Raw genomic sequence first — 26,080 nt, 5'->3', positions numbered from 1 at the left:
TACAACTCAAAGGAGATAACTATGAAAATTAAGCTGAATAAAAGACCACTTAAAAACTTGAACAATACTCAAGCTATAGCACCGCAAGCAACTGCGCAAATTGGTGGCGGAGCTAACCGTTTGAGCGATTTAGACTGTGTACCGACTAATCGTCAGGATTGTCACACGGGTGCTGTATCTTGCTACGGTGGTCGCAATTGCGCTTTCACTAATCGCCAATATATGTGTGACTAACCTAAGTTTCGGATAATAAGTTAATTTACTTCTCATCCAAACCTCAGGTTATTTCGCTCGCGCTGGGGCTTACTTTAAAGGTCAACGCTGGTTAAAATGTTAGCCCCAACTCACGCAGCTGGCGTTCAGCTTGCGCTGCGTTAAAAAATTGAATGCCGTGTAAACCAACCTGCTTTGCACCTTCAACGTTCGCCAGGACATCATCGAGGAACACACAATCACCCGCAGCGAGTTGATAGCGCTCCAGTAAATGAGTAAAAATAGCTTTGCCAGGCTTCATGCAGCCAAGTTCAGCAGAAATAATTTCACCGTCAAAGTGTTGCCAGAAAGTATGACGTGCTTTTAAGTGGCTTACAATTTCATGTACGTTGTCTGTTAGGGCATAAGCACTATAGCCAGCCGCTTTTAGGCGCTGCATTAAGGAAAGCGTGCCATACAGCGGGATCAGTGATTCTTTGATATAAAAGAACAACTCCTCCGCTTGCTCTGAGGTTAATTTGCAGTGCTGTATAAAGGCTTGCTTCGTCTGTGCTTCGCTCAGCTCCCCTCGGTTAATCGCAAACCAAGTCTCACTATGGAACAACTGTTTAGATAACCCGACAACATCACATTCACTGCCAAAAGTAAGGCGTACAATCTCCTCAGGCGACCACCTAACAAAGACATTACCCACATCAAAAATTACGTGCTTAATACGACAAATAGCCATCCTTGAACCTCATTAATTATACCAATTTGACTTAATACTTGCTCAATTTGAAGGAGTAAATCTGACGCTAACAGCGTTAAAAATTTCTCATTTAGAACAACTAAATAGCAAAATTTTTGCCTAGTTATCGACAAGATTTTCTCGCCTCAAAATAGACCTCTTAATTAAGAAAGTTGGTATTACGTTAAATTTGGTATTATTATGCACAGTTTTTATGCTGATGCACGACCAATTCGTTTAACTGCGATGACGTAAAACAGTGCCATGTATTTATAGTACATTACTGATAAAACAGGTTAGGAATACTTTGATTTTAGGAGGCCAAGCTCACTTCAGTGCTTATCATGAGTAAGGCAATACAAACGCCATGCTGGAGTTTACATGTGGCATTTATGTCACTTAGAGGTTCACGTTGGATAAGTAAAAAGCTGCAGGTGTCCTGCCAACAAGCAGTATAAGCGCTAGTCGCTCACGCACGCTAAAATTAATTTAACATCGCAATCAATTGCCGACCCGCAGCAATCGTGTTGGTTTCACCATTATAAATATTATCGCACTGCTTGGCGTCAAATACTTCTTTTATCCACACAAACAAATCTTTATTGAACATCACTAACATTTCAACTGGAATATCGCTGTCACTCAAGTGTTGCGTCAAACATACTGCAACCTCATCGATAATTAATGCTCCATCATTAAACTCAACACAAAAGTATAAACTGTTAGCCAGCTCCTTATACAGTTTGATGATCAGCTCAATACGTTGCTGCGAATAACCATTCGCCTGTATCAAGCCAACTTCCGCATCCACCTCATCCACAGCTTCGAGTAAACAAGCAACGTCATCTTCTTCAATTGGACATTCTAGCCAAAAGCCTTCCGCTGACTCAGGGCCCTTTTGCTGTTTGCTAGAAAAAGCACCTAGATCATCTGGCCCCATGTCAAAAAACGCATCTTCAAATAGTTCCTCGGCCGCTTCAGAGCGCAGGTTACCATTGAGAAGCTTTTCATTTTTTTTAAGCTCAGCTAGTGTTTCATCGAATAACTCTATAGCATCTGGTGTTGATTTACCTTTGCTGCGAAAACGGCGAGCTTCTGGTCCTACAAATGCTTGATTGTGGGTCGCATTAAAGTAAAAACGCTTAAATACTGTGGTTGATTCTTGAATTTGCTCCGCGAGTCGTCGCAGGTTGGTTAGGTCTTTTTGCATTGATATGTAATGAGTCGCAACACCTTGTTCATTGCGCACCGCAGATATGTTCCACTCTACAGGATACATGCTGCCATCTTTACGATAATTAATAGAAGAACCATAGAAAAAGCCATCACGCTCTAATGCCGCACTGAGCCTGGCAATAACACGCTTATTACTCTTCGGGCCTTGCAAAATAGCAGGCGAGTTACCAACCAGCTCAGCTAATTCATACCCTGTGTGAGTACAAAACTTTTTATTTGCATAAACAATGCGATAGCCATTATTGCGATCAGCATCAGTGATAACCACCGCATGATGGGAGTGCATCAATACTTGTTTAAGTAATTCAATTGCGGACGTTTGCTTCAAAAGCTGACTAAAAAAGAGTGTCTCTTCGACATTTTCTTGCTGGATAGGCATAGTACACCCAAAGACCAAAGCCGATTAACCGAACCTCATTTAACATTAGCTCAAATCCACAACTGTGCTAATTTATTGACGCCCAACTTACAACATTAATTTGATACCAATTTGATTTAATACTTGCTCAATTTGAAGGAGTAAATCTGACACTAAAAGCAAGATAACGACCGACGACTAGGGCAAAGCCATTTATTTCTATTGCGTGGGTTCAGCACTCAGGCTAGTGTTGTACCGTGGTAAAAATATTGTCGATGTTCTAGGTATCTGGCCCATACTCTATCCATTTGTGACTGATAAAGCTCAGTAGCACGTGTTGATCTCAGTCCATGAGCGACGAGAATTTCTGCTAACTGAATACTGCTATTCATAGCATGCAGCATTCCCTGCGACGAAAGCGGGTCAAAGCTCATACCAGCATCACCGACTGCAAACCAACCGTCAGCGGCACAACGCTCCAATCGTGCAGAGTTAGCACTCACCATAGGATGCAGCCTAGCACCTTGACGATTAACTAAATCAACCAAAGTACTAAACCCTTTCACCTGACGTGCTCTTGTCAAAAATCCATCTACATCAGCTATGCCGCTGCGTTTTATGATTTCGGCAGGTGCTTGCCACGAAAACACTCGTGTCTGCATGCCCGTATTTTGTGATAGATACGCGGCACTTGGTGCACTATACCACCAGCCGTGTGTTTCATCACTGATCACCGCAAGCTGTTTTGAGGTAGCCACTGGTGCCGTCAGCCAAAGCGCCATTTGCTTGTCGCTTAACACTAATTTGGCACCCAGCTGCCTAGCAATATGGCAACTTCGTCCGGTTGCATCAATCAAAAGCTGGGTCGTCAATTCACTCTGACTTTTTTGACTGGTAACCTGTACCTGCCAGTCCATATCCGCTTTGGTTATCCCTGCTACTTTAGCCGAAGATAACAACGAAATACCACGGCGTGCCAACTCATCTCTGAGTTGCTGTTCAAAGTGTTGCCGATGAATATGCCAGCCAAGACCATCTGGATTTTTGACGTTATCCACTATCGTTGGATAGTCGCTGCCCCAAAAAGAAACCATGCCATGACTGGTTGTATGTTCAGGGCTTTGTAGCAAGTGCGATAAATGCAGTTTTCTGAGCACCCTAGATGCGGCTGGAGGTAGGCACTCACCTACCTTTTCTTGTGCCTGTGCCTGCTTATCAATTACGACAACATGGTAATGTGGGTGCAGTGCTAATGCTAGAATGCACCCAGCAATACCGGCTCCCACAATAACAATGTCTGACTTCCTTTTCGTCATATTCAACTAGCGCTTGCGACTACGACGATGGGCTTTGTCAGTTTGTGATAAGTCTGGACGTACCCCCTGTTTGCCATGCCCACTGGTCATCAACTTCTCTGTTTGCGGAGCTGACGTGTGCGGCGCGATCCCAACTTGCATGGTCGTTGGAAAACCTGTTACACCTGGCTCGCTTTTCGGCAATACGACTGTTAAGTCTGCAAAATTCGAGACCATGCTGTTTATCTGAGCCTGATACAATTCTTTTGGTTTTGTATCCGGCGGGATAGGTAAGTCATCTAACCAAAGCGCTCGGTCATTAAAAGCAGCCTGACGTACTTCTGGTGACAAACACTCATCAATCACGGTATGGTAGTTTTGCTCGGTTAATACATTATTTGGTACACGCGCTGGCCAAAAGGTCGGCAAATATGGGTCATATGCAGCATTGTAACCATCTCGACAGCTAGCTGTATCCGTTTGCCAAGGTATGGCCATCCACCGTGTTATCCCTCCTGCAACTTGTCCTGTTAATATCGGGCCGCTCGAATGTAATGCTATTGCAGGTGTCATTTCTACACCATAATTTGTGCCATGAGTCGGCGCGGTGTTTTGTGCATGGTTAAGGCGAAATGCTTCACTATACAATCCTGCTGTACGCATCGGCCATGTCATTTCACACCCTGGATGAAAAGCATCTGCGAGGCAAAACTCCATCGCGGCTTTGGTTAACATATCAGGCTGTTGCGCCAGCGGAACATCATCTAGATACACGGGAGGCTGGTACTTGGGATCATAATCAGACTCAAAGTCGCCGTTCGACCACTGCTGTAGCATGTGCAACTGAATATCTGTCAACGTTACAAACTGTCTTGGAGAATCATCGGCATCAACACTCATTGCATCGCCATATAACCACGGCCACAGCTGCGGTGCAGAGGCTGCAAATTGTGGATCCCACACATTCTTTTTACCCTCAGATGTTATTTTTTCAACTTTTTCGACTTGCCTGAAATTGTTAAATAAGTTGCGTCTCGCTTCTCTCCACGTGTCAGAGTTATCATTCAGTCGGCTTATCCATTCCTTTGACGTAAAATCAAATGGGCTATGCCAACCAAACCCAGCGGCAAAACCGGCATTAACCCACTGTAGGTTTGTCATACGTTGAAAAATTGGCAGAATATCTTTGCTGAAAGAGGGTTTTCCTGAAGGCGCAGGCAACATATCGGCATCAACAGCCACTTGACGCATTAAGTCCCACATCGTACGAGGTGACTTTTGCATCGGAGCATAATCCGGTGGCGCACAAATTACCCATGCAGGTTTTACTGCTAAACACTGGCCTTGATATTCAACAGATGCCATCACCGGGCCGTCTGAGGTATCGTCGTACCAACCTTCGTTATTACCAAAAGTAACCGCTTCGTGACCTTGTGGGTTTTCGGAAACACCATGACCACCGAGCATTATCAACCTGCCCTGTTCATCCGTGCGCATTTCGCCAAGATATACTTTTTTACCCTGAAAACGGCCTTCAAAACGACTACAGCCACAACCAGAGCTTGTACCACTTATATGACATTCACCACCGTCGATCAGCAACGCGTTACGGTCTTTCACGTTTAAATTGCGCAGTAAACTAGGATCTGCTTCTGCTGCTTCAGGAATGTCTAATGCTAACTGAAATTCGTACCAAGAGGCTTTTTGATTTGCAAGGCGTGCACGCCAAGTGATTGATGTTTGCTCATCAGAGACTAACTCTTTGACGACATTTCCCTCTGCATCCAAACCATAAATGCGAAAACGTGCCGCTTGACGTTTTAATGCACCGGTGCGGTCGCGATAATATTGAGTATCTCGCGGGATTAAAGTATCAACTTCAGGGCCAATGAAAAACTCATCAGGACTGTTTCCGACACGCATCACGCCAATAGGCGGATAGATAGCTGCCGACACAATGGGATTTTGATTGCAGTGGTGTGACATGTTGTAATCCTTTTTTGCAGTTGTTAAATCAAAAAGCATTACTGAGTGTAGAAGTAATTGATACCAGATACCATTACAGCGAATTACAGCTTATGTCATAAGAGGAAAGAGGCCAGAGCCTCAAAATAAGGATGGCCCACATGGAGAAAGGATTATATCTTGCACTTTACGTACATCGGACAATTGCTACCGATTTGCTAAAAAAACACTCAACACGGTATAACTACTTCGCCTGATATAAAAACACCCTATTCGGGACATAGGGAGAAAGGAGGCATACCAACTAAGATTCAAACCACGTGGCATACCTTTTTAATATTTATTTGTCTTTGTACTTGCTCAAATTGGTATAAGGGCTTCACAAGTCAAGTGACTGGCAAAACCTGCATGATTGATAACGTGTTTAACCTCACTAATAAACCAATCACCATCAAGGCTGTCATCAACTTCCTTAATGGTGATCACACCTCCAGCAACCAAGGCAGGATCACCAACAACGCTAAGCGCGACCACTCGGTGCGCTCGGGCGAGCCTGCTTAGCATCGCATCAGCAGCCGCTTGCGCCTGTGCTTGTGTGTGGTGCACATAGGTCAGCGCTGTTTTTGGTGTGCCGCTGCCCGCACTCACTTGCTTTTTCTGTGCTAATGCTTGGTCATAAAAGTAAGCATCAACCGACTTTATCAACTTATGGTGATTAGCGTTGAGCTTCCAAGCGGTGAGCTGCTTTTTACCAATAGTTGCACTGGGTAGGGCTTTGCCTGAGAGCGACTTCCCGGTACCTTTTGCCATAAAAATGAGCTTGTCGTCTGCAATTTTCATAATGGCATCAAACTGTACTGCCAGTTTACTCAGCAGCTGCATGTCACTTTCACTTTGCTCAATGTGAGGAATTTCTAGTCCTTGAAAACTATCTCCAATCTTTGCTTGAAGACCATATTCTGCAGCTATCTCTTTAATGAGTTTATCCAGTAATACCGGTTCATCTTTACCATTTTTAGGCCACGAGCGAACCTTGAGCGCCTTAAAGTCTTTATCCCACAGGACTTTATTGCCGAAAAGGGTCAAAGAGCGGTTTGGCCCGGTCAGCTCATAAGCTCCCACTTCAAAAATTCCTAACTTAGTCGATGGTGCACTTTGATCTTTCGTCCCTTCTTTATACCCCATCGCAATTTCTAGCTTGTCGCTCGGGGACGGGAGCGCAATGGGAGCTTCAGCTAAGTTGTCAAAGCGTACGTAGCAGGTATCACTTGCCAGCCCTGTTCGAGTCGTGACGCTTACTTCAACTAAGCGGTTTTTGAGTGTGTTTGCGACTTCACTCCCATTGGCTTTAATTGAATAGTGTGGCTGTAGGTTCATATTAGTCCCAGATATTAATCACTTTAGATGCCGCAGGTTTTGCAATCTCGGGTAAAAAAATACTGACCTGTTCAGGATAGAGCGGGCCAAGCTCAGCCAGTCCATGATTTGCTTCTAACACTTTTTCCACCATACCGCTGCTGCGCCCGTAGTGTTTAAAGCAGATTAAATCGAGACAATCTCCATCTCGAGTAATATAGGTCACACCTTTGTTCATGTTCACTCCTTAGGGCAAATTGCCGCTAATAGCGGCTAAGCTCCATCGTAAATTGTATTTCTCGTGGGATCCCATCGTTAAAAAACAGAGTACGAGTTTCCGCTATCCGCGTGATCACCCACTTTCCCATAACTCGACCAACACTGGGACTCGACTTACCACTTTCTTCTACATATCCAAGGGTCATTGGCTCCCCTTTGGCCGCCTCGTCTCGCATCATGTCTAATTGCTTTAGGCCGTTGTCTACTATTTGTGGAAATATTACGCCTTCTATCGTGAGTCCTTGCTCGCCAACACCGATGAACTGCATTGGAGGCGAATCTTTGTCAGTTTGCGAATCATGAGTTTCCCAACGATATGTAGACTCATATTGGAGCTTATCAAATGCCGCCGTACTGACTGAAAATTTATACTTTCCTAGCTGCATCATATGTTTAGCATGATTTACCTTGCTCATTTAGCCCTCTTTTTGTTTATGCTACATGGTTGTAATAGCGCGCACTGAGCGCCTGCTCAGCTTGTTGTTGCTGTTGCTCTAAGATGCGTTTCACTTGTTGTGCGATTTCTTGCGCCTGCTGAGCTTCTTTTGCATTCACGGTGATGTTTGCATTCACAGTAACAGAGCCGCCATGTCTGGTTGGTTGTAAGGTACTGTTGGCCGCACTGTCACCGCTGGTGGGCTGCGTACTTAAGCTGTTTGGATCGAGTATCGCATCAGCAGCAACCGTTTTAGACTTTTCATCTGTAAACCACCCTTTAATCGCAGATCCAACTAAGTTATTGGTAAGATACCCCGCCATAGGTGCTGCCATTTTCACATACGGGTTTTTACTTTTTGACATCGCCCCAGTTACAGCATCAGCTGAAAACATACCACCTAAGGTGCTACCAATTACGCCTGACTTTTGCTGTAGTGAAAGGGTGTCATTATTCATTGTCTCCCACACGGTATGTGCGTTAAGCGCTCTGCCTACCATGTCACCAGCTTTACTCACCCGATGCACTTTAGTGTTGGCGACTCCATGCTGGGACGCCAATACCGCAGCGGTACCCGTTGCTAAGTTCAGCTCGTTAATAACATTGCTCTTAACAAAATCGAGCGCCTCGCTAGCGGCCGAGCCTGCATTAGGTGTAGCTGGCTGAGCCACAGCTTGTGGGCGACTGTGATCGCTACCAACCGATGTAGATGTCGTTTCGTCAGGTTGTGCCTCACTTGAAAATAAACCACCCAGTTTATCTCCAAGCCACCCACCGATTGACTCGCCACCCATTGCTCCAAGTGCACCTCCCACTAACCCGCCAATAGCAGTGCCAACCACTGGTACTACCGAGCCAAGCGCCGCACCAGCAGCCGCGCCAGCTAGTGCGCCACCAGCACCACCTGCAGCAGCACTCACTTGGGTGGTTTTTTCTTTTGCGCTAAGGGCAGGATCGGTGAGCGCCGTCATCGCATCAAATGCGCCTAAAGCCACACTCAAAGGAGCTGCCACGCGCCCTAGCAGTCGCTTGGAGCCTTTAAATACGCTGCTAAGTTTACCGTTTTTGACTGCTGAAAAACGCCCCAACTTTTGTACACTGGGATCATTTGCAGCTGCCATAGTTTTGATTTTTTTAGCTTTTCCTTTTGCTTTTTTTGGTTGCTCCGCATCGGCATTTAGCTGTGCTGTTGCACTTGGTGCTTTGCCCCCGTCGAGCAAACGAAGAAAAGGCTTATTGCCTTTACCCTTGCTTGCCTGCTGCGGTGGTTTAGCAGTGCTACCTGAATGGTTGGTTTTGTTTTTGCGCTTTTTACCGCGTTTTTTGCGACCTTTTTTTGCTTTAGGCTGGTTATCTTTTATATCGGTTTCAAGTTCAGAGAACGACTCCGACAAGTCATCTGCCATTCCTTCAAAACCAAACTCACCAAATAAATCTGGTAGGCTTTTAGTTAATGAAGATAAATCTCCTTTGAGTACACCTTTTATATCAATATTGGAGAGCAAATCTGCGTGCTGCTCCAACACACTCGCGGCATCTTGCAAACCAAATGCGTTTAGTAACTGAGGCCCAGCACTCACTAAGGACTGAATATCGCCACCTAAAATCGCATCCACATCAAGCTTTTCTAATGCTGGTAATGCGTTTTCCAGTACACCTGCGGCGCCATCTAGCTCAAACGCTTTGAGCAATGATGGACCCGCAGCCATCAAACTCGACACATCGCCGCTGGCTATTTGCTTTAAGTTCAGCTGTTTTAAACCAGGTACTGCGGCTTGTAACTTGTCTGCGGCATCTCCAAGCTCAAACGCCCGAAGTACTTCAGGTGCAGCATCAACCAAACTGCCAAGCTCGCCACTCATTAACCCTTTGAAATCGAGTTTTTCAGCGATTGGCAGTGCCGCACCAAGCGCCTGTGAGGCACCTTGCATATCAAATGCGTCTAGCAATGCGGGGCCATTTTGCAGTAATGATTGTACATCACCCTCTGCTATCGCCCCCAAATCCAGCTGTTGTAGTGCAGGTAATGCCGCTGACAGCGTATCCGCAGCCCCTTCCATTCCAGCTGCATCCAGCAAATTAGGTAAAGTGGTAACAAGCGATCCCAACTCACCTTGGGCAAGCCCCGCTAAATCTAGCTGTGACAAGGCTGGGATTTGTTGAGCTAATGTCTGGTTTAGCGCACCTAAATCAACCGCATCAAGTAAACTAGGTAATGCTTGTTGTAAACTTTGTAAGTCACCTTGTACGATACCCTTGAGATCAAGCTGCTCCATCGCCGGGGCAAACTGGGTCACTACATTTGCAGCCTCATCGAAACCAAACTGAGTTAATAGGGTTGGTGCCGCAGCTGTTAGTGAGCTAAGGTCGCCTTTAAGCACCTCAGTGAACTGTATATCACTCAAGGTCTTGCCGGTTTCAAGCAGCTGAGTTGGCAATGCGGAAACATCTAAATTTGTCATCAATGCCGGCAAAGCTTGACTTAATGACTCAACATCCACACAAAACTGCTGCTGTGGCTCGGCGGCTCCCTGGACTTGCTTTGCAGCTTGCTCTACTACATCCACAGCAGAGGCGACAGAAATACCATTAAAAATCGATGGCACTTGCTGCGCCAACGCCTCTAGCTCAACATCTACGGTTTGCGCCGCACGGCTAAAATCAAGCCCTGACACTTTGTCAGACAAACCATCTATTGCATGCTTAAGTGAATCAGGCAGTGCCAACATCACTTGGTCGACTTGCTCTACCAGTTGAGAGCTTTCGCCTGCGCTTGCGCCGGTTTGGCTTTTAGGTATTTGAAATTCAGGGAGAGAAAATGACGCCTCAGGATGCAACACCGCACTGGCATTTAGCTGGGTCATAATCGTGATTAACTGTTGAACTTGTTCACTGGTTGCTGTGGCTGAATTTGCATTTAGTTTGGCAACTATGCTGCCTAACTGTGCCACTTGGTTTGCAAGAGAAGTTACCTGTGGCAACTTATTTTTGACTTTGTTCGCCTCGCGCGAACGAGCCTGTTTACCTTTTTTTGTCATGGCGTTACCTGAGGAAAATAAAGAAAAATGAAACGCTTTAGCTTAGGCTGCTGAGTAAGTAGCCTAAGCTAAAGCGTCTAAAAATATGGAAATACGCCCCTTAAAGGGTTAAGGGGCGATTGCGGTCATCGGTTTAGCCCGCTTCTGTCGCTTGTTTATGATCAAGCGCTGCTTCGAACCATTCAATGAGTTCATCTTCTGTCAGCGCGTTCAGCTCGGCCAAGCCCCAGCCGGTGTACTTGGCAAGGGCAATGACCATCGCTTTTAAGCGCTTTGGCGGGACACGAGAAAAGCTTGTAGCGTTTCTCGCAACTTAACAAAATCACTCCAATCAAGTTCTTCGATAATGTCAGGAGAAACTTCGCACAAGTGCGAGAAATAACGAATTTCGCTTTCAGACTCGCTGATATCCGCTTTATCCACCATTAACCGATCGCGTACTTTTGGTCGTCTCATTGTCAATTCTGCATATTCATGCCCATCGACCGTAATTGGGAATGCTAAGGTAATGATTTCTTTCATGGATTAAGCTCCGATTGCTGCGCGAAGTGCTGCCATTTGATCCTTACCGTTAACGGTACGAACGTCGTTGTATAGGTCAATTTCATAAATCACATCTTGACCGATTTGTAGTTTGTACTTCTGAATTGCATATTGCAGAGTTAGCTTGGCTTCTTCGCCATCTTTCCAGCTGCCCATATCCACTTCTTTGAAGAAGCCTTCAAGCGTTACCACTACAGGAACAGGCGCTTCGCCTTGTGCTTGGATTGCGCCACGAGCCGTTAATGGCGTTGTTGCACCGCTCCAATCGCCAAGTAGCTTCATCATGTCAGCGTTATATTCAAGTAGCGTAATAGTACCTTCTAGCTTTTCAAGTTGGCCTACATCTAACTCAACTGGCGCTTGGAAACCTGATGTCACTTCGCGAGTTTTTACCGTGACTTTTGGTAGCTGAATTTCATCAGCGATACCTAGATAGCCTTTACCGTCTACAAACAGCTTGAACTTTTTAAGAATTTTTGGAGAGATTGCCATTATACGATTTCCTCTAGGTAGTTGTTAGTTAGAATGCTCTTGAAGGTGATGTGCTCAGCTGGTGTTGGCGGCGTGAAATCAAAGCTAAAGTACACTTTACCTGCTTGAATATTTGCTGGAGTGTTTAGCTCTTCGTCAGCCCAAATTTGACCGCCCAAAATTGCACCTTGTGCTTTTAGGCTATCCAGGTAAGACTGCACACTTTGGGTAACATCTTCGATGTAAGTCTTGGTGATATTACGGTCAACCGCCCACATGTGCGCACGCAGTAGTGAGTCGTTGATCATATCTGCGGTACGTACCACTGATAGGAATGCCCATTTCGGGTCGTCAGAACAAGTACGGTTACCCCAAAGCTTAAAGCCGTTTTGACGAATAATGGTCGACACTTCTTTTTCGTTTAGCATATTCGCACGTGCGTTGGCATCGCCCAGCTGGAAGTCGATAGGACGTGCAGTTGCCACAATACCGTTCATATTGGTGTTACTTGGGCTCCACCAAAAACCTCGGTCGTTGTCCGATTTGGCAATCATGCCCGCAACACGAGCACTTGCCGGTTCAACTTCTGTTTTACCATCGCGGAATACTTTGACATGAGGGTCAACAACATAAACACGGCGCGAACCAAAATCTGCACGATATGCTTTTGCATCTTCATCATTGGTGTTTGGGCCATCTGCGATAATAACCGCACGAAGGCGCTCAGCCACATTTACAAGCTCTGTAACAACCGGGTTGCGATTACCTTCAGGGCGCTGATGTGCATAACCTGGCGCCACAAGAATACGTGGTGTTACGCCAAGTACTGACTCCGCACCTAAGAAAGCTTGCACACCCTCATAAGAACCGTCTGCTGCCACACCGCCAACCATGTTTGACATGATTGCCGCTTCATCAGCACCGTCAACACGCACTACAACCACGACTGCACCAGCTTGGTCAAAAATACCGTCCATTGCCGCAGGTAGTGTTCCTTCGTTACCAAGCGGTGCTGCTTCAGCACGTTTGCCAGCAACCAACACTGGAGTATTAAGCGGAAACTTATCAGGATCTGCACTTGGCGCTGTACCAATTACACCAATTACTGAGCTTTTTACTGTTTTGATTGGACGCGTGCCGGATTGCGCCTCAATGACTTCTACACCGTGTAGAAATTTTGACATAGTTATCTCCTTTAAAGACATGTCAGTTAGAGAATAAAAAAGGCCATACAAGCTGCCTTGTATGGCCCTAATAACTTCATATAAATTAGAGTTTGTTGACCTTATCCCTAACGGATAAGGTGGATAAAAAATAACTTAGATTTGGATACCCTCAATGGTGACAGGCTCCCCGTTGATTAAGTACAGTCCTTTAATTTCGATGGACAGTTTGCCCTCTCCTGCTGGATGTACCGCAACACCATCAAGTTGAAAACGTGGCTCCCACTTTTCAAGTGCTTCGGCTATGGTCATGGTAATGTCTCCCACCAAAGTGTGCGAAAAAGGTCTATCGACAAGTTCGTACAAACCGCAGCCGTAGTCGCGTCGCATCACACGACTACCAAGCGGTGTGGTGACGATATCCCTGATACTTTGTTTTAGATGCTCAACGCCACCGAGTGCTTTACCAGTTTTGGCGTTCATTCCTATCATGTTGAGTTACCCTCCTACGGTAAATGACGCCACACCAGCCGTTGCAAGCTTGCCGCCACAACTGGTGGCATCGCCTATTCTGGCGACGGCTTTACCCGCAATAGTAAAGCTGCCAGCACCAGCGCTGATAGTCGCACCTGCATGTTTTACTCGTGGGTCTGGTGCAAAAACATGGGTGCTAATTGGGTCGCCAACACGTAATATCGGTTTGCCCGCTGCGGTAAAACTCGACTGCGTCGCACTGGCCGTCCCCGGTACAAATTGCGCGTGAACATTCGTGATGTCGCCATCCACTGCGATGACTGGCATAACTCCTTACTCCTGCGCACTAATATTGGCGCCGTTAAGTTTTAACGTGGCGCTGGCTGCAACCTCGATATTGCCCGAGGTTGAGCGCATGCTAATGGTGCTTCCCTCAAGCGATAGCGCATTGGCTGCGGCCACATTAATATTGTTGTCTGCATTTACTACCGCGTTATTACCAACATTGGCGGTTAAGTTATTTGCAACTTGTATATTGGCGTCATTTCCAACAATAACAGTGGCATCTTTGCCACATTCAATATGTACATTGCGTGCTGAGTGCACCTTAATTTGCGCCACATCATTGCCGCTAGTATTGGGCACGTATAAGTGATAAATATGCTGCTCACGATCATATTCCACCATCGCACCATCTTTATATTTAGTACGACTAACCGCTTCTTTATCCGCTATTGCCCCATACGCTTCCCCGCCGTCCAGTACATGCTTTTGGTGATGATGAGGCGCAGCATTGGAATATAAACTACCAAGGATCACCCCCTGTGCAGTATCTCCGTATGGTGCTAGCACCACCACTTGCTCCCCAACCTCTGGCGCTTGCCATGTCATGTCTTGAGCAGCCTGTGCTGTTAACCAAGGTAGCTTAGCGGTGATCCAATCACCCATTTTGACTTTTGCAGTCGCCGTTTCATAATCGACCTCATGTACCGTACCTAAGCTAATTAATTTGTTGACTCGTTGCTGTAGATCAGACATTGCTAGGTCAGAAAAGTGTTGATTTACAATCATGTTGCCACCTCAGTTGCTGGTACTTTGGCGATCAAACGATGTTCACCACCGCGAGGGCCAAGGTAAACCTCTGTGATTTCCACTCCCGGCTCTTCAGGATAGTGAACTTGATAATAAAATTGCCAAACCAACGTCGCCTTGGCGAGCATAGAACTGACTTGGTCACTGTAATCAATACTGACGTTTTCAAAAATACAATGTTGCCAAGGGGTGGGCGTTTCGTCCTTTATAATTGCAGCTTCAGCGGCACTGACCACATTATCTAATCGCGTGACAAGGGCGATAGGATCAGCCTCTTCTAACGCCAGTTCGAGCTGCAAGGTCAACACCCTTCTGTCGAGTGCATTTGGGCTCAGGTTTTTATTGGACGCAGGCCCATAGGTGACGCCTTTATCGGCGCCTTTTGCTTGCAATTCACTGGCTTGTCGTTCAGCGATTGGGATAAGGGTAAGCTGTGCACGCTCTGTTAAGTCAGGTTGCTGCTGGCTTGCTTTTAGTAAATTTACTGTTGCAAGCTCAGACAAGCCATCACTCAGACACGTCAACACCTTAGCTATCAAGGTTTGTCGATGCATAGTTGTGCTCTCAAATTATAAATTGGCTAGATGAACAGCCGAAGATGGACGAAACGCCCGAAGGGATTGAAACTTTAAAGCTCTGGTTTTGTCGGCCAAACTACTTGTTCTGGAGACTCAAAACTTTGAGGTAAATCTCGTAATGCCGCTCGGTACGCATTAAATTCAGCTCTTTTAGCTTCATTTAGTGGAGCATCTGATACTTGTGTCCAATCTGTTTCGACTAGCAGTCTGTGACGTATATTTCTCACTTCAGCCCACTGCTTTTGTATAAATAGTTCATTTTCCATAATTAGTTACCTCGTATATATCTGTTCGGAACAACACTACTATGCACTTCAGTGACTGGTGGTAAGTTATATTCAGTGTCACCTATTTTTTCAACAACTTGTGTGCTCGATTCAATAATATCGCGCTTCGAGTAATGACCAGACGTATATAGTACGTATGAAAAACCGCCTCGCAGCCAGATAGAGGATGTGTAGGGTGTAGATACGCCTAACACTTTTGCAACAAACGGATGTGAAGAGTATGCATGTGCCTTTTGGATTGCGAAATGAAAGTCTCCACCATTAGACCAATTTTGAAGCTGAACCTGAAACTCGAGTAATCCCTTACCCCTTCCATCTAAATTAACGTACCTTTCCAAGCGCACATCAAGCATCTTTGGGTGGTGAAAGCTCAGAGCATAAAATGTATTTTCATCTAGGTGTTTGAGGTCAATAATTTCTTTTGATGAATCGCCTTCTAGACGTTTACTAAACCTATCATCAGCGTTCTCTCTAAACTCTGAAAACTGCGTCTGTGCCGTGTTAATAGCTTGAGAAGTTTGGCTTTTAACATCTGTCACTGCTTCCGATAAAGTACTTTGAATAATCCCAACCTGATCTTCAACAGTTTGACACAGTGCATTGGCACGTGTGGCAACCTGACTCAGGCGCTCCGTCATGGTTAAATTGTCATTTGACATAGTGTTTCCTTATTGATGCTCAAGAGTGGTTAATCTGATTTCTTGATTGGTTTGGCGGTTCATCGTATCTAGTTGCACTCGAGTTACATTGGCGAGCTCACCGTTAAAGACACCATGAATAGCTTCAACCCTATCGTCTAGTCGCGTCGTGTGTGTTGTATCTAAACGTGTAATTTCATTTGAGAGTAATTGCCTAAGCTCACTCAGCTCACAAGCTTGTTGCTGCAAACGTAGTTCCTGCTTAATTTGCCGGTGCATGGTATCGAGCTGGGTGAGCGTCATCTCAGCGAGCTCTTTGTCGACGATAAGGTTTAAGTTATCGACACTCAATTTAACTTCGATACTTTCACTGGGTAACTGAGCAAGGCTGAGTGTCAGCCACTGCAACACTTTAACGTCAGGTGTACGATAGCCTAAGGTGGTGTTGGCTTTTGAATAAACCCCAAGCAAAATAAGCTCAGGTTCACCACTTGCATCCACTTCACCGCTATCTAAATACACACCGATTTCTCTAATGGCATATTCCAGTGGGGCGTCAAACTTGCCTGCAATTTTAAGGCTTGTGCTTTCACCATCTTGATAATCGCTGTCGGCAATCGCAACGCGCTCTTTTAGGCTGCGCAGCTCGGTTTGATTTTGCGATGCCGTGTACGCCGCGTCACCAAATGCCATGTGACTAATTTGCCCTTTAAAACCACGCGCCTGGGCACTTAAGAGCGCATCCAGTCCAGCGTGGGTAAATTGAAGCGTTAGTGCTGACATTACGTCGCTCCTTGTAATTGATAATGTTGATAATGAAGTCGTTGCATAGCACTGCCCAGCGCGACTCCTTGCGTCATTTGATCAGGCTTTATTCCTTTTCCCTGGCAATCATGTTCATGCGCATTCAACTGTAAAGCGCCAGCCGCAACTGCTACTCTTGCCTTGCTTTCATCAGGTAAAATACCACCACCAGCAACCTGTAATGCTTGATAGCCATACTGATTACAATGACCACATGCCGCCAATCCCGCTACACCTTGAGCGGGCTTAACTCCCAAGCCCAATACCTTGGTATTGCTTAGCCCCAGAGGGGTATTACCAAGTGCGGAAACTCCTATTTGCTCTTTAAGCGAAATCCCAAGCTGTAAATCAACATGGATAGCGCCGCGCTTGACTGCATTTACCACACGGCGAATGCGTTTAAGCATTTGGGGGGTCAACAGTCCCTGTTGTCGGTCGTCCAAATTTTGATTAATGAGCGCCCAGATCTGTACCGTTCCCGGGGTCTGGTGGGTTTCCCACCACTCTTTGATTTCAGTTTCAATGTTTAAACTGTCTAGCGCCTTTTGCAGCGCAAACGGTGTGCCTTTATACTGATGTACTGTAAATGCGTCAGCCACCACTTGGCGTTTCACCTGCAAAGACCAGCTTTCATCCCACTCATCCACAGAGTAGTTCCACGCCAAAAATGGCAATAAAGCCTCAGGGCAAAGTTCCGGTTGCCAAAGACTCGTCAACAGCAGCCGTGTATCGTTCAGTACACAGGCATCACGCAATTGAGTCCGTGCTTCATCATCCTTTAGGGAGAGCCCACTTAATCCAATACTTGTGGCTAGGCGCTCAAGTGCATCTCTTGGGAAAAACACCTGAGAATAAATAATTGGCAGCAGCTTATTACTTGATAAGCGCTTAAGTGCGCTGCGTACATCCAGGCAACTGACCTCTCTCAGCGAGAGGTAACACGCAATTTCAACGAGTTCATCATCGCTGCGCTGATCAATTTTTAAGGTCGCTAATAACCCCGCTCGAATAGTTCGAGGCTTGGCTTGCAGCGCTGCTAACCACTGCTCAAGCGTTGACGCATTATGAGGTAAAAGCTTAGTCATCCTGCCCCCTCACCTTTACCCACAAATCCATTTGATCACAATACGCCACCTCAATATTGAGAGGTATAATGTCTTCACTTGGCGACTCCAACCTGATGTTCTCGACACCGGACAAAAACAAAGCGTTGCTAATGCCCGCTCGCGTGATCTGTCGACCAAACTGACGCCTTTCTGTTAAGTAAGTTTCGAGCGCGGCTGAGGCACTGTCCACAATCACCTCAGGCGACGGGCCAGGTAAAACTTCAAGTTCCGCTGCAATGTTAAATGTCAATATCTGTGGTTGTTTGATAGTGACTCTATCGCCAAGCGGCCTCACTTTAGAGACTTCAGGCTGAGTTGACGATTCAGGAGTAAAGGCGTCGTGTAATTTACTTAGCAGCTCCGCGCTTAGTGTACCTTTTCCAATGCGACTCAAGGCGGTTAGCTCTATTTCACATGGCCTCGGACTATGAACTTGCACATCGCAAATCTCATTACTCACCGACAAAGCATGAAAGCGATAAGAGGCCGCACTCCCTGCGGTATTGAGTCCATCAAACGCTAATTGCGTTCTCGCTCTTAAACGCTCATCATCCTCATTCCCAAGCCTTGCAACATTAAACCTTGCAGCGATTGCATCTAAATCACTCCCTGACGCACTGGCAAGTAAATTGGCGTTAACCGCGTCGTTTAGCATGCTCTGCTGCTCTAGCTCACGATACGCCATAAGCTCAAGCAATTTAGTGAGTGGTTCACTCTCAAGTGCAAGCACAGGGTGTAATGCCTCATCTTGCGCGACTAACGCTTGCTTTAATGCTGTTAAGCGCTGCTCAAAGTCTAATTCCTTGATTACTTTTGGGACAGGCAACTGCGATAGGTCCAATTGCTCAAATGCCATGGTCAACTCCTTTTATAAAAAAACCCACCGCAATAACTTGCTTGTGGGCCTTGGAGGTTGGAAGCTTATTTGCTTGTTAACTTTCTCAAGCATAGGTGTATTTTACTGATTTTTAGGGAGTAAAACAGGTCAATTATGACCGCTTTAGAAAATACGCAGCTTTTAGAGCACTGAGAAACGATACTCTTCTAGTTCAAACACCGGCTTTGGCAAATCAGCGTTAATCAACGCTTGATCCACTATCCAAATACCGTTTGTTTCAAATCTAAGCGGTATTAAAAATTGACCATCTTTTACTTGTGCAGGCATTAACTGAATGCGGCCAGTATCGATACGCTTAAATGGTACTTTAAATTTACAGTCGTCTATTGCCAGTTGCCCTGTGGCTATTACATCGTTTGATTGTTGCGGAACGGTAAATTCATTGCTGTTGTTTGTGTAACCATCAAGTTGATTGGAGACATTTTCAATAACCACTTTTTTTAAGCGATTGGTTTCGCTTCTTTGCGTAATAAAGTCAGCGACATCGTAGTCACTGGCAAGAGACTTTTCACCAACATATTTAGCAAAAAAATACAGTTCTTCCTCTATTAACACCACCTCTTGCTCTTTAAATAACGTCAGTTCATCTGGCAATTGAGGGGCAATTAATCCTGAGTTAATTTTAAGTAGAATTCTCATTATTATGCCTGCTTAGGTATTCTAATATCATGAGCTGAGTAAATCACATCTGACGCCCAGTCTTCTAACTCCTTTCGGGTAAAAAACAGTGTATTGGTTTGCCCTTCTGATAGGTGTACCGATGGCATTGATCCCATACAAGCAAATAAGTCTCTAGATATTTGAACAATGTGATTGAATGTATTGATGGCGTGGTGATGAGCTGTTCTTATTAACGCTTTGTCACTTGATTTAGAAAAGTCACAATTTGCATTAATCCCGAAGAACAAAAAGCAATAGCTCGTTTGGTCAAAATCAAACTCTCCTGTCGAATTGTCTAGCAAAGTTACATTTCCACCAAGTAGCGAGATACCGTCGAACGCACGATAAGTAGGCTGATTACTCGCTCTTCTGACTCTTAAGCGATTAATATAACCACACCCTTCAATTTCAACTGTCTTGGTAAGTGTAAGTTCGTCGACTATAAAACAAGTATAAACATCAGGAGCAACACCAGTAACTGAGAACAACCTACCATCATCTAATATACCTAAACGTATACTATGTGAGTCCAGCCAAGGACCTCTGATAACATCAGCGCTTTCTAAGTTGATTGAATAGAAGCACTTTCCATCATCACAGTAGCTATAACCAATAAGGTGAGGTATGCCGTTAATGGTGTGAATTATATGATTCTTACTCTCATTCCCAAACATAAAACTCTGATTATAAATGTCATACCTTGAAACGGTCCACTTTATGGTTCCATCAGAGTTATAATAGTCAATTCTATCAAAAGAAATCAGGACATAACCTTTCGCTTCGTCGTAGGGGTTGGGTATTACTGCCCTTCCTCTAAAAAATAAGCTTGGAGCAAAGTCTGGTCTGGTTCTCTCCGGCCATGGTAACAACTGCGATTGACTACCTTGAAATACACCATCTTTAAACCCTCCCTGATTCAAATCTGAAGTATTACCCCAATCAGTTAACGCCATATCTGCCATCCTCCATCAATAAAAATAAATATTCTTTCAATCCCTGATATTGTCATGTGATATTCAGTATCTGCATTTCCTTCATCGTCTGAAATCGTTTTAGACACAGGTGCCAACACCCGAGCCGGTAACTCTTGAGTCGCCCCGGCATGGGGACTTAACATGACGCTTAAGGTTGTACCATTTTGTGCTTCATCCGGTAATTGCAGTGTAGTTACCGCTTGAAATAAATGACGAGCACCACAAGCGGCAACACTTGGAGCGGCTACCTCAATAAACTTAGACATCAACACTGGTACGCCGCCCAGTGTTTCGCCATCACCGACATAAAGCTGCTTTGTATCTGTTGAAAACCCCGGTTCGCCGTTACCAAGTACAGTCTGTAATCGTGTTGCTTCTGGGCCTCTTCTAAATTGGATCCGTCGCCCCATTAAAATACCCCCCCGTCAATATCACCGCCTTCAACCGCAAGACCTAATGAATTAACCCAGTCTCGCACCCACGCGGTGGTGGCAATATTGGTGCTATTATCTGAGCGTGCTCGTGTGGGGGATTTTGGCGTACCGGTGAACATCGGCGAGGTAAACAACTGCGATTTCGATAAATTATCAACTTGGTTTAGGCCAACATCTGCTTTGTTAACCGTTACAGCGCCTGTTTTACCATTTACAGATAATACATTATCTGTTGGTGTGCGCAGCAGCACCCAGTTTGCCAAGACATTTGCAGGCGTCGACTTAAGAATATAAGACTTGTTCTCATCAGTGCGAATTGCCAAGTCGCCGGGCTGCGCATGCAGCGCCAACATAGCAGATTGGCTAGCGACCTCAAATGGCTCACCGATGGCAAGACTCGGAAGCACATTTTCAGGAATTTTACCGGCACTGTCTAGCAACAGAACATGGTTGGCACCACTGCCTGCATCACGATGAATGGCACTGCCAAGAGTGGTAAAAATATCTACGCCGCCTGGGGTGGTGCCATCACCAATAAATAATTTTTTGCTGTCGGTCAACCATATTGGTTCACCATTACTCGGCGTAACATTGGTGCGGTTTGCTGCAGGCCCGCGCCTAAATTGAATTTTGTTCGACATTAAATACTGCCTCCGTCTAACGAGGGAACATTAGGGTATGAATCGGAAAACGCGCCACCATCAAGCGATAGCAAGCCTACAAATTTATTAATTTCACTATTTACATAGTTTTGTGTGGCATACACCATAGAGGGATCAACTTTTAAATTAACCATCTCTGACTGCACCACGTCAATTACCGCTTTTATGCCAAGCTCGGCACTGGCATTATCTTCAATATTTGGCTTATACGTTTCAGGGTATTTAACAATGGCAAATGCTTGGTCGTCTTCGGTGTAAAAAGCCGCTTCACGAACATAAAACCCACCCTCTGTAGCAGGCACAATACCGACAACCTCAAGCATCGCGGGATTGTTATCTAACGTTTTGGAGCTATTGATCAGTCCTCTAAATCGCTCACTCGTGAGATGTTCTGAATCAGGTAAAATATTGCCATCGCCCACAGCAAATTTGACTAAGTTGATTTTAACGCCTGTGCCAATGGCATTGGCTATTTTAGCGCGACCCGCTGGTGTCAGCATGGTCCAGTATTGTGGTTGGGGCATAACTACTCCGAGGGTTAATATGGGTATAACTGCAAGACTGACTGGCTGCGACAAGACGCACTTGGGCATCGCTTACAATTTCGCTGGCATAACAAGGGTACACCGTGACAGAAGAACCAAATAGCGTGGCTGACGCTAGCTGAATTTTTGCTGTGGATAATAAACTGAGCGATAAATCAAACTGAATACTATGGCGCTTATTCGCGGAAATAGTTTGAAAGATCTGCTGATATAACGACTCATCAAGCCCTCTATCAGATACCGCAACATCTATCGCGATAGTTCCTACTGGGCCTTTCGGTACTTGCTCAAACCATTCTGTGATACGGGTGTCATAGCCAAAAGGCGCTAATGCGTTAATAATGGCAAAACGCGTCCCAAGGTGTTTATGTTGCTCATAGCTTTGCGCAATGATCTGGCGTTTTATAGGCTCTGGCCACTGTTCATTCCACTGCGTAACACTTTGACTCCACGCCAACCAAGGTAGTAATTCAATTGGACAAGTATCTGGTTGCCATAATGCCTCGAGGCAGCTTGCCGCGTCATTCAGTACTTCAAAAATTGGGGATTGAGCGGCTTGTATTTGCTCAAGTAGCTCAGCACCGCGGTGCAAAAGTTGACTCTCACTCACACGTCACCTTCAAATATCACACCTGCGATGTCATTTTCACACCAAGGGATCTCATGACCTTCTACTGTGACATTCTCACTCGGTGCAGCGAGTACAACATCTTCCACACCACTACTATATAAAGTGGCAAACAGTGCTGATCGTTTTATCGCTTTGCCCATTACACCCGTTTGTGCAAAAAAATCTCTCAACTTGGCCAGTACTTGTGCCTTAACTTGTGCTTTGCCGGGTCCTGGGGCTAATTGCACTTGAGCGTGAAGAGTATAGGGCTTCACTGTCACTGGTTTAATTTCAACTCTGTCACCTATTGGCCGCACTTTTTGTAATGCAAGCACATCAGATACGGTATCAACTGTATCCGCTTTCAGTCCAAACGTTGCTTTAAGCTTGTTTAGCAATCCATCTGAAGGTAAGCCATTAGGCGATTCATGGCTTAAAATTGTCAGCACAACATGACAAGGCGAAGGACTCGCAACATGCACATCTTTGACACGACTGTCAGCAGAGAGTGCATGATAGCGATAGCTTTCTGCAGTTCCTGCGGTATTTAAACTATGAAAAGACTGTTGAATACGACTTCTAAATCTATCATCCGGCTCTTGTGGCAAACGACTTACCCCATACCGTACAGCGATATGGTCAAGGTCCGTGCTCGTCGCTGCTGCCAATAAATTACCTTTAACCGCATCGTTGATCCGCCCTTGCAATAACATGCTGTGATAGGCAAAAGTATTGAGCAATTGTGTAAGTGGCTCCGACTCAAGTTTGAGTACCGCGCTAATATCCGGGTTTTGCTCACTGAGCGTACTTTTAAGCTGCTCCACCAGATGTTCATATTCTAGATTGTCTAGCAACTGTGGCAGAGGAAGCGCAGATAAATCAATCAACTTAGATGATGCCATAACGTCCTCTTGTGAAATATAAAAATAAAAAAAACCCACAGCAAACACTTGCTTGTGGGCCTTGGAGATTGGAAACCTGTGCTTGTTAACTTTCTCAAGCATAGGTGTATCTTACTGATTTTTAGGAAGTAAAACAGGTCAATCCTGACCTGCTTAGTATTTAAAACTCAATCACATACGCTAGTAACTCCGCTTTAGTGGTCAAGCGCTGTACCTCAGACTCTAGCTCATCGCTTTTTACTCGCAGTGCTTCTCGCTGCGCCAAAATGGTTTTTAAATTGTCGCGTTGCTGAGTCGCCTCAGCGTCATTACCACTTAGCGTCGCTTGAAGCTCACGCTCCTTAGCCCGCTCCACTCGCCATTGCTGCCCTTGCAATTGTTGATAGGCAAGCTGCTTGACTCGTGCAATTACTTGTTGCTTTAACTGCGCTACCTCATCGTCATTATCCGTCTGTGCCTTAGCCTTATCCAAAAAGTCCGCTGCCGAGTCTGTATCCCATGGCTTACCTGTTTCTGGGTGCACCTGCCAAAAGTTACCGTTAATACACATGCCCTGTTGTTTATCATAATATGTTTTCATTTTCACTCCTTAAATTGCACGGCATGTTCTGGCGAAACCATACACAAGGTTATTCGTTGAGTTATAAGCTAATACTTCATCTATAATCCCAATCTGCGAATATGGGTTCATCACTTGTATTGCCGTAGCTACAATACCACCATAGCGCCCTTGCCTGTCCGTCGTAACCCGATAGTGATAAGTGCCTAGTACCTCACCATTTACAGATTCAAGCGCTACCACTACCTCTCCCTCTGAGTTAACCGTCCCGTTAGCATCAGGGTTTCTGGCAGGATCACCATGACTGGTAAAATGATAGTTTATCGGTGCTAGCTTCCGCTCTGCTGTAAATACATAGTGGGCGCTATAGCTATTGCCAGCCATTTTTGTTTCACCTGCAAATACGCCAAAAAATCCATAATAATCTAGCGCATAGCTCGAGATACTGTGCTCATTAATTTCATACTTAATTCTGCCTTTTGGCCATGCTAATGTATTGGCGATAAAAGCCAATGTGGTAAAGTCACCGCTGTCGACATAAGCCTGGTATTCATCACTATTCGCTATGGCAATATTGGTTACATGATTGCCATCACGGTATTTTTCTACCACCAAGTTTGTGCCAGCATCAATGACGACTAAACAATGTTTTTGGTTGTTATACAACACGGCCACGTCGTGGTGTTGATGGCTTGTGCGGGTAGCGATGCCAAATTGGTCTACCGCGTTTAAGTCTTTTTTAGGTAACGTCCTTGATGTGAACCCCTGCTCAGACACAAAAATCCCACCATACTCGGTTACGTTAGTCGATTGAGATTTTTGCGTACTAAACACCACTTGATACTCGATATCATTCGGCTGGTCTTTTAATCCTAAAGGCACCAATGCGCTCGCGCCATATTGATACACTTTTGTTGTTGGGTTTTGCTCAAATGCGTTGTTATATACAAAACTGGTTTTGATTCTGTTAACGCCACTGCCAGTTTCTGTTACCTCAACATGCTCTAATCGACAGGCGTCATTAGCACTATTCGCCGTGTAACTTGGTCGCGTTAGATACGACTTACCACTGCTATCGTATATTGCTAACACGGCTGTGGCACGGCGGTTATTGGTTGACGTACTCGGCGTATCTATTAATTTGTTTGCAAACAACGTTTTTGGCGCTGCGGCATTGGCTCGGTTAACCGCGGTGCTAATTTGTTGTGTCAGCGGCGCTATTTGATCCAATAAAGCGAGCTTTGCTGCCCTTGTTACCAACTCCGCAGTTGCACCGCCTAGCTCTGCTTTTGCGGTGTCGATATTGTGCAGTGCTGAGGTTGCCACTTGTTGTAAAAGTTGAGTTGACTCATCTAAATGCTCCTGTGCAACCGCAACGACGGCTTGTTCTAGCTTGGCGTTATCGGCAAGGCGGGTTATTGCATTGCTGACTAAGGTTTGCTCTTCTGCGCTTAGGGGGGTTGTGCCATTCATATCTGCGACAAGTTTGTCGACCATTACTTGAACGGCTTGTTGAATTGTTGCCATGATTTCCTCTTAAAGTCCTTTAAATTGGTAGTACAGATTCACCCAATACTTGATTAAGTCTAAGCCTGTTAAAGCGTTTATTGAGGTCGTGCTGCGCTTGTGCACTGGCAAGTTGTTGTTGGTGAATATCACCGTCAATCGCATGCAGGGCGTTAATCAAACGCTGGACATCTTGCTCAAGTAAGTTTTCTGGGTGAGGGAGTGGATAGTGCTGATAAGGCGTAAATTGATTAATGTCCAATGCGCC

Annotated in this window: 32 protein-coding genes; 1 reads left to right on the top strand and 31 read right to left on the bottom strand. The window is 45.4% G+C overall.

Going from position 1 to position 26,080, the window contains the following annotated elements; translation table 11 throughout:
* The first annotated feature begins 21 nt into the window (after positions 1-21).
* Positions 22-234 (top strand): hypothetical protein, encoded by a 213-nt coding sequence (locus J8Z24_RS05300; protein WP_128732767.1) that lies wholly within the window; start codon positions 22-24, stop codon positions 232-234.
* A gap of 91 nt (positions 235-325) precedes the next feature.
* Here the strand turns inward: J8Z24_RS05300 and J8Z24_RS05295 are convergent, their stop codons facing one another.
* From J8Z24_RS05295 to J8Z24_RS05150, 31 genes are all read right to left on the bottom strand, one after another.
* Positions 326-943, bottom strand: coding sequence for an HAD family hydrolase (locus J8Z24_RS05295; protein WP_252095426.1), 618 nt, complete (start codon positions 941-943; stop codon positions 326-328).
* Between the two features lie 484 nt (positions 944-1,427).
* Positions 1,428-2,558, bottom strand: coding sequence for a PAS domain-containing protein (locus tag J8Z24_RS05290; RefSeq protein ID WP_252095425.1), 1,131 nt, complete (start codon positions 2,556-2,558; stop codon positions 1,428-1,430).
* Between the two features lie 218 nt (positions 2,559-2,776).
* Positions 2,777-3,853 carry an NAD(P)/FAD-dependent oxidoreductase gene (locus tag J8Z24_RS05285; protein ID WP_252095424.1) on the bottom strand — a complete coding sequence of 359 codons (1,077 nt, stop codon included), beginning with the start codon at positions 3,851-3,853 and terminating at the stop codon, positions 2,777-2,779.
* Between the two features lie 6 nt (positions 3,854-3,859).
* Entirely contained in the window at positions 3,860-5,818 is a 1,959-nt protein-coding gene (locus J8Z24_RS05280; RefSeq protein ID WP_252095423.1) for a LodA/GoxA family CTQ-dependent oxidase, read from the bottom strand.
* 339 nt (positions 5,819-6,157) lie between these two features.
* The gene (locus J8Z24_RS05275) at positions 6,158-7,174 is read right to left on the bottom strand and encodes a phage late control D family protein (RefSeq protein ID WP_252095422.1); all 1,017 of its coding nucleotides are present in this window, start codon (positions 7,172-7,174) and stop codon (positions 6,158-6,160) included.
* Between the two features lies 1 nt (position 7,175).
* Positions 7,176-7,391, bottom strand: a complete 216-nt coding sequence (locus J8Z24_RS05270) for a tail protein X (RefSeq protein WP_125253363.1) — start codon at positions 7,389-7,391, stop codon at positions 7,176-7,178.
* Between the two features lie 25 nt (positions 7,392-7,416).
* Positions 7,417-7,848 carry a phage tail protein gene (locus J8Z24_RS05265; protein ID WP_125253364.1) on the bottom strand — a complete coding sequence of 144 codons (432 nt, stop codon included), beginning with the start codon at positions 7,846-7,848 and terminating at the stop codon, positions 7,417-7,419.
* A gap of 16 nt (positions 7,849-7,864) precedes the next feature.
* Positions 7,865-10,906: a phage tail protein gene (locus tag J8Z24_RS05260; RefSeq protein ID WP_252095421.1), complete on the bottom strand. Its 3,042-nt coding sequence runs from the start codon at positions 10,904-10,906 to the stop codon at positions 7,865-7,867.
* A gap of 133 nt (positions 10,907-11,039) precedes the next feature.
* Entirely contained in the window at positions 11,040-11,165 is a 126-nt protein-coding gene (locus tag J8Z24_RS21830; RefSeq protein ID WP_263972633.1) for a hypothetical protein, read from the bottom strand.
* Positions 11,166-11,170: 5 nt separating this feature from the next.
* Positions 11,171-11,428: a phage tail assembly protein gene (locus tag J8Z24_RS05255; RefSeq protein ID WP_125253366.1), complete on the bottom strand. Its 258-nt coding sequence runs from the start codon at positions 11,426-11,428 to the stop codon at positions 11,171-11,173.
* A gap of 3 nt (positions 11,429-11,431) precedes the next feature.
* Entirely contained in the window at positions 11,432-11,941 is a 510-nt protein-coding gene (locus tag J8Z24_RS05250) for a phage major tail tube protein (protein ID WP_010378397.1), read from the bottom strand.
* Entirely contained in the window at positions 11,941-13,104 is a 1,164-nt protein-coding gene (locus tag J8Z24_RS05245) for a phage tail sheath subtilisin-like domain-containing protein (RefSeq protein ID WP_128732082.1), read from the bottom strand. The genes J8Z24_RS05250 and J8Z24_RS05245 overlap by 1 nt, the downstream gene beginning before the upstream one ends.
* 135 nt (positions 13,105-13,239) lie before the next feature.
* Positions 13,240-13,575, bottom strand: coding sequence for a GPW/gp25 family protein (locus tag J8Z24_RS05240; RefSeq protein WP_125253368.1), 336 nt, complete (start codon positions 13,573-13,575; stop codon positions 13,240-13,242).
* A gap of 6 nt (positions 13,576-13,581) precedes the next feature.
* Entirely contained in the window at positions 13,582-13,884 is a 303-nt protein-coding gene (locus J8Z24_RS05235) for a PAAR domain-containing protein (protein WP_125253369.1), read from the bottom strand.
* Positions 13,885-13,890: 6 nt separating this feature from the next.
* Positions 13,891-14,628 (bottom strand): phage baseplate assembly protein V, encoded by a 738-nt coding sequence (locus J8Z24_RS05230; RefSeq protein ID WP_125253370.1) that lies wholly within the window; start codon positions 14,626-14,628, stop codon positions 13,891-13,893.
* Positions 14,625-15,203, bottom strand: a complete 579-nt coding sequence (locus J8Z24_RS05225; RefSeq protein WP_252095420.1) for a hypothetical protein — start codon at positions 15,201-15,203, stop codon at positions 14,625-14,627. Before J8Z24_RS05225 ends, J8Z24_RS05230 begins: the two co-directional genes overlap by 4 nt.
* 74 nt (positions 15,204-15,277) lie before the next feature.
* Entirely contained in the window at positions 15,278-15,493 is a 216-nt protein-coding gene (locus J8Z24_RS05220; protein ID WP_252095419.1) for a tail fiber assembly protein, read from the bottom strand.
* A 2-nt stretch (positions 15,494-15,495) separates the two neighbouring features.
* On the bottom strand, positions 15,496-16,173 hold the full coding sequence (locus tag J8Z24_RS05215; protein ID WP_252095418.1) for a hypothetical protein: 678 nt from the start codon (positions 16,171-16,173) through the stop codon (positions 15,496-15,498).
* A 9-nt stretch (positions 16,174-16,182) separates the two neighbouring features.
* A complete protein-coding gene (locus J8Z24_RS05210; RefSeq protein WP_252095417.1) occupies positions 16,183-16,935 on the bottom strand; it encodes a phage tail-collar fiber domain-containing protein in 753 nt (250 codons plus the stop codon).
* Positions 16,935-18,041 carry a phage tail protein I gene (locus J8Z24_RS05205; protein ID WP_252095416.1) on the bottom strand — a complete coding sequence of 369 codons (1,107 nt, stop codon included), beginning with the start codon at positions 18,039-18,041 and terminating at the stop codon, positions 16,935-16,937. The genes J8Z24_RS05210 and J8Z24_RS05205 overlap by 1 nt, the downstream gene beginning before the upstream one ends.
* Complete coding sequence (locus tag J8Z24_RS05200; protein WP_252095415.1) at positions 18,034-18,918, bottom strand: baseplate assembly protein; 885 nt, start codon at positions 18,916-18,918, stop codon at positions 18,034-18,036. The genes J8Z24_RS05205 and J8Z24_RS05200 overlap by 8 nt, the downstream gene beginning before the upstream one ends.
* Positions 18,919-19,080: 162 nt before the next feature.
* Positions 19,081-19,599 (bottom strand): hypothetical protein, encoded by a 519-nt coding sequence (locus J8Z24_RS05195; protein ID WP_252095414.1) that lies wholly within the window; start codon positions 19,597-19,599, stop codon positions 19,081-19,083.
* Positions 19,600-19,601: 2 nt separating this feature from the next.
* Complete coding sequence (locus J8Z24_RS05190) at positions 19,602-20,573, bottom strand: hypothetical protein (protein WP_252095413.1); 972 nt, start codon at positions 20,571-20,573, stop codon at positions 19,602-19,604.
* Positions 20,564-21,004 (bottom strand): hyaluronate lyase N-terminal domain-containing protein, encoded by a 441-nt coding sequence (locus tag J8Z24_RS05185; RefSeq protein ID WP_252095412.1) that lies wholly within the window; start codon positions 21,002-21,004, stop codon positions 20,564-20,566. Before J8Z24_RS05185 ends, J8Z24_RS05190 begins: the two co-directional genes overlap by 10 nt.
* Positions 21,004-21,669, bottom strand: a complete 666-nt coding sequence (locus tag J8Z24_RS05180; RefSeq protein WP_125253380.1) for a hyaluronate lyase N-terminal domain-containing protein — start codon at positions 21,667-21,669, stop codon at positions 21,004-21,006. Before J8Z24_RS05180 ends, J8Z24_RS05185 begins: the two co-directional genes overlap by 1 nt.
* Positions 21,669-22,214, bottom strand: coding sequence for a phage tail protein (locus J8Z24_RS05175; RefSeq protein WP_161972759.1), 546 nt, complete (start codon positions 22,212-22,214; stop codon positions 21,669-21,671). Before J8Z24_RS05175 ends, J8Z24_RS05180 begins: the two co-directional genes overlap by 1 nt.
* Entirely contained in the window at positions 22,165-22,845 is a 681-nt protein-coding gene (locus J8Z24_RS05170; RefSeq protein WP_252095411.1) for a phage tail protein I, read from the bottom strand. Before J8Z24_RS05170 ends, J8Z24_RS05175 begins: the two co-directional genes overlap by 50 nt.
* Entirely contained in the window at positions 22,842-23,747 is a 906-nt protein-coding gene (locus tag J8Z24_RS05165) for a baseplate assembly protein (RefSeq protein WP_252095410.1), read from the bottom strand. Before J8Z24_RS05165 ends, J8Z24_RS05170 begins: the two co-directional genes overlap by 4 nt.
* Before the next feature lie 160 nt (positions 23,748-23,907).
* Complete coding sequence (locus J8Z24_RS05160) at positions 23,908-24,327, bottom strand: hypothetical protein (RefSeq protein ID WP_252095409.1); 420 nt, start codon at positions 24,325-24,327, stop codon at positions 23,908-23,910.
* Positions 24,328-24,336: 9 nt separating this feature from the next.
* A complete protein-coding gene (locus J8Z24_RS05155; protein WP_252095408.1) occupies positions 24,337-25,833 on the bottom strand; it encodes a hypothetical protein in 1,497 nt (498 codons plus the stop codon).
* A 19-nt stretch (positions 25,834-25,852) separates the two neighbouring features.
* A complete protein-coding gene (locus J8Z24_RS05150) occupies positions 25,853-26,074 on the bottom strand; it encodes a hypothetical protein (protein WP_128732100.1) in 222 nt (73 codons plus the stop codon).
* Positions 26,075-26,080 lie beyond the last annotated feature (6 nt).

The organism is Pseudoalteromonas sp. SCSIO 43201 (assembly GCF_023716725.1).
GTDB classification, from domain to species: Bacteria; Pseudomonadota; Gammaproteobacteria; order Enterobacterales; family Alteromonadaceae; genus Pseudoalteromonas; species Pseudoalteromonas peptidolytica.
This window is presented reverse-complemented; position numbering and strand designations above follow the sequence as displayed.

Bases quoted from the DNA above. Each gene is read 5' to 3' on its own strand.
- J8Z24_RS05300 (WP_128732767.1), top strand. From the start codon at position 22: ATGAAAATTAAGCTGAATAAAAGACCACTTAAAAACTTGAACAATACT.
- J8Z24_RS05295 (WP_252095426.1), bottom strand. From the start codon at position 943: ATGGCTATTTGTCGTATTAAGCACGTAATTTTTGATGTGGGTAATGTC.
- J8Z24_RS05290 (WP_252095425.1), bottom strand. From the start codon at position 2,558: ATGCCTATCCAGCAAGAAAATGTCGAAGAGACACTCTTTTTTAGTCAG.
- J8Z24_RS05285 (WP_252095424.1), bottom strand. From the start codon at position 3,853: ATGACGAAAAGGAAGTCAGACATTGTTATTGTGGGAGCCGGTATTGCT.
- J8Z24_RS05280 (WP_252095423.1), bottom strand. From the start codon at position 5,818: ATGTCACACCACTGCAATCAAAATCCCATTGTGTCGGCAGCTATCTAT.
- J8Z24_RS05275 (WP_252095422.1), bottom strand. From the start codon at position 7,174: ATGAACCTACAGCCACACTATTCAATTAAAGCCAATGGGAGTGAAGTC.
- J8Z24_RS05270 (WP_125253363.1), bottom strand. From the start codon at position 7,391: ATGAACAAAGGTGTGACCTATATTACTCGAGATGGAGATTGTCTCGAT.
- J8Z24_RS05265 (WP_125253364.1), bottom strand. From the start codon at position 7,848: ATGAGCAAGGTAAATCATGCTAAACATATGATGCAGCTAGGAAAGTAT.
- J8Z24_RS05260 (WP_252095421.1), bottom strand. From the start codon at position 10,906: ATGACAAAAAAAGGTAAACAGGCTCGTTCGCGCGAGGCGAACAAAGTC.
- J8Z24_RS21830 (WP_263972633.1), bottom strand. From the start codon at position 11,165: ATGGTCATTGCCCTTGCCAAGTACACCGGCTGGGGCTTGGCCGAGCTG.
- J8Z24_RS05255 (WP_125253366.1), bottom strand. From the start codon at position 11,428: ATGAAAGAAATCATTACCTTAGCATTCCCAATTACGGTCGATGGGCAT.
- J8Z24_RS05250 (WP_010378397.1), bottom strand. From the start codon at position 11,941: ATGGCAATCTCTCCAAAAATTCTTAAAAAGTTCAAGCTGTTTGTAGAC.
- J8Z24_RS05245 (WP_128732082.1), bottom strand. From the start codon at position 13,104: ATGTCAAAATTTCTACACGGTGTAGAAGTCATTGAGGCGCAATCCGGC.
- J8Z24_RS05240 (WP_125253368.1), bottom strand. From the start codon at position 13,575: ATGATAGGAATGAACGCCAAAACTGGTAAAGCACTCGGTGGCGTTGAG.
- J8Z24_RS05235 (WP_125253369.1), bottom strand. From the start codon at position 13,884: ATGCCAGTCATCGCAGTGGATGGCGACATCACGAATGTTCACGCGCAA.
- J8Z24_RS05230 (WP_125253370.1), bottom strand. From the start codon at position 14,628: ATGATTGTAAATCAACACTTTTCTGACCTAGCAATGTCTGATCTACAG.
- J8Z24_RS05225 (WP_252095420.1), bottom strand. From the start codon at position 15,203: ATGCATCGACAAACCTTGATAGCTAAGGTGTTGACGTGTCTGAGTGAT.
- J8Z24_RS05220 (WP_252095419.1), bottom strand. From the start codon at position 15,493: ATGGAAAATGAACTATTTATACAAAAGCAGTGGGCTGAAGTGAGAAAT.
- J8Z24_RS05215 (WP_252095418.1), bottom strand. From the start codon at position 16,173: ATGTCAAATGACAATTTAACCATGACGGAGCGCCTGAGTCAGGTTGCC.
- J8Z24_RS05210 (WP_252095417.1), bottom strand. From the start codon at position 16,935: ATGTCAGCACTAACGCTTCAATTTACCCACGCTGGACTGGATGCGCTC.
- J8Z24_RS05205 (WP_252095416.1), bottom strand. From the start codon at position 18,041: ATGACTAAGCTTTTACCTCATAATGCGTCAACGCTTGAGCAGTGGTTA.
- J8Z24_RS05200 (WP_252095415.1), bottom strand. From the start codon at position 18,918: ATGGCATTTGAGCAATTGGACCTATCGCAGTTGCCTGTCCCAAAAGTA.
- J8Z24_RS05195 (WP_252095414.1), bottom strand. From the start codon at position 19,599: ATGAGAATTCTACTTAAAATTAACTCAGGATTAATTGCCCCTCAATTG.
- J8Z24_RS05190 (WP_252095413.1), bottom strand. From the start codon at position 20,573: ATGGCGTTAACTGATTGGGGTAATACTTCAGATTTGAATCAGGGAGGG.
- J8Z24_RS05185 (WP_252095412.1), bottom strand. From the start codon at position 21,004: ATGGGGCGACGGATCCAATTTAGAAGAGGCCCAGAAGCAACACGATTA.
- J8Z24_RS05180 (WP_125253380.1), bottom strand. From the start codon at position 21,669: ATGTCGAACAAAATTCAATTTAGGCGCGGGCCTGCAGCAAACCGCACC.
- J8Z24_RS05175 (WP_161972759.1), bottom strand. From the start codon at position 22,214: ATGCCCCAACCACAATACTGGACCATGCTGACACCAGCGGGTCGCGCT.
- J8Z24_RS05165 (WP_252095410.1), bottom strand. From the start codon at position 23,747: ATGGCATCATCTAAGTTGATTGATTTATCTGCGCTTCCTCTGCCACAG.
- J8Z24_RS05160 (WP_252095409.1), bottom strand. From the start codon at position 24,327: ATGAAAACATATTATGATAAACAACAGGGCATGTGTATTAACGGTAAC.
- J8Z24_RS05155 (WP_252095408.1), bottom strand. From the start codon at position 25,833: ATGGCAACAATTCAACAAGCCGTTCAAGTAATGGTCGACAAACTTGTC.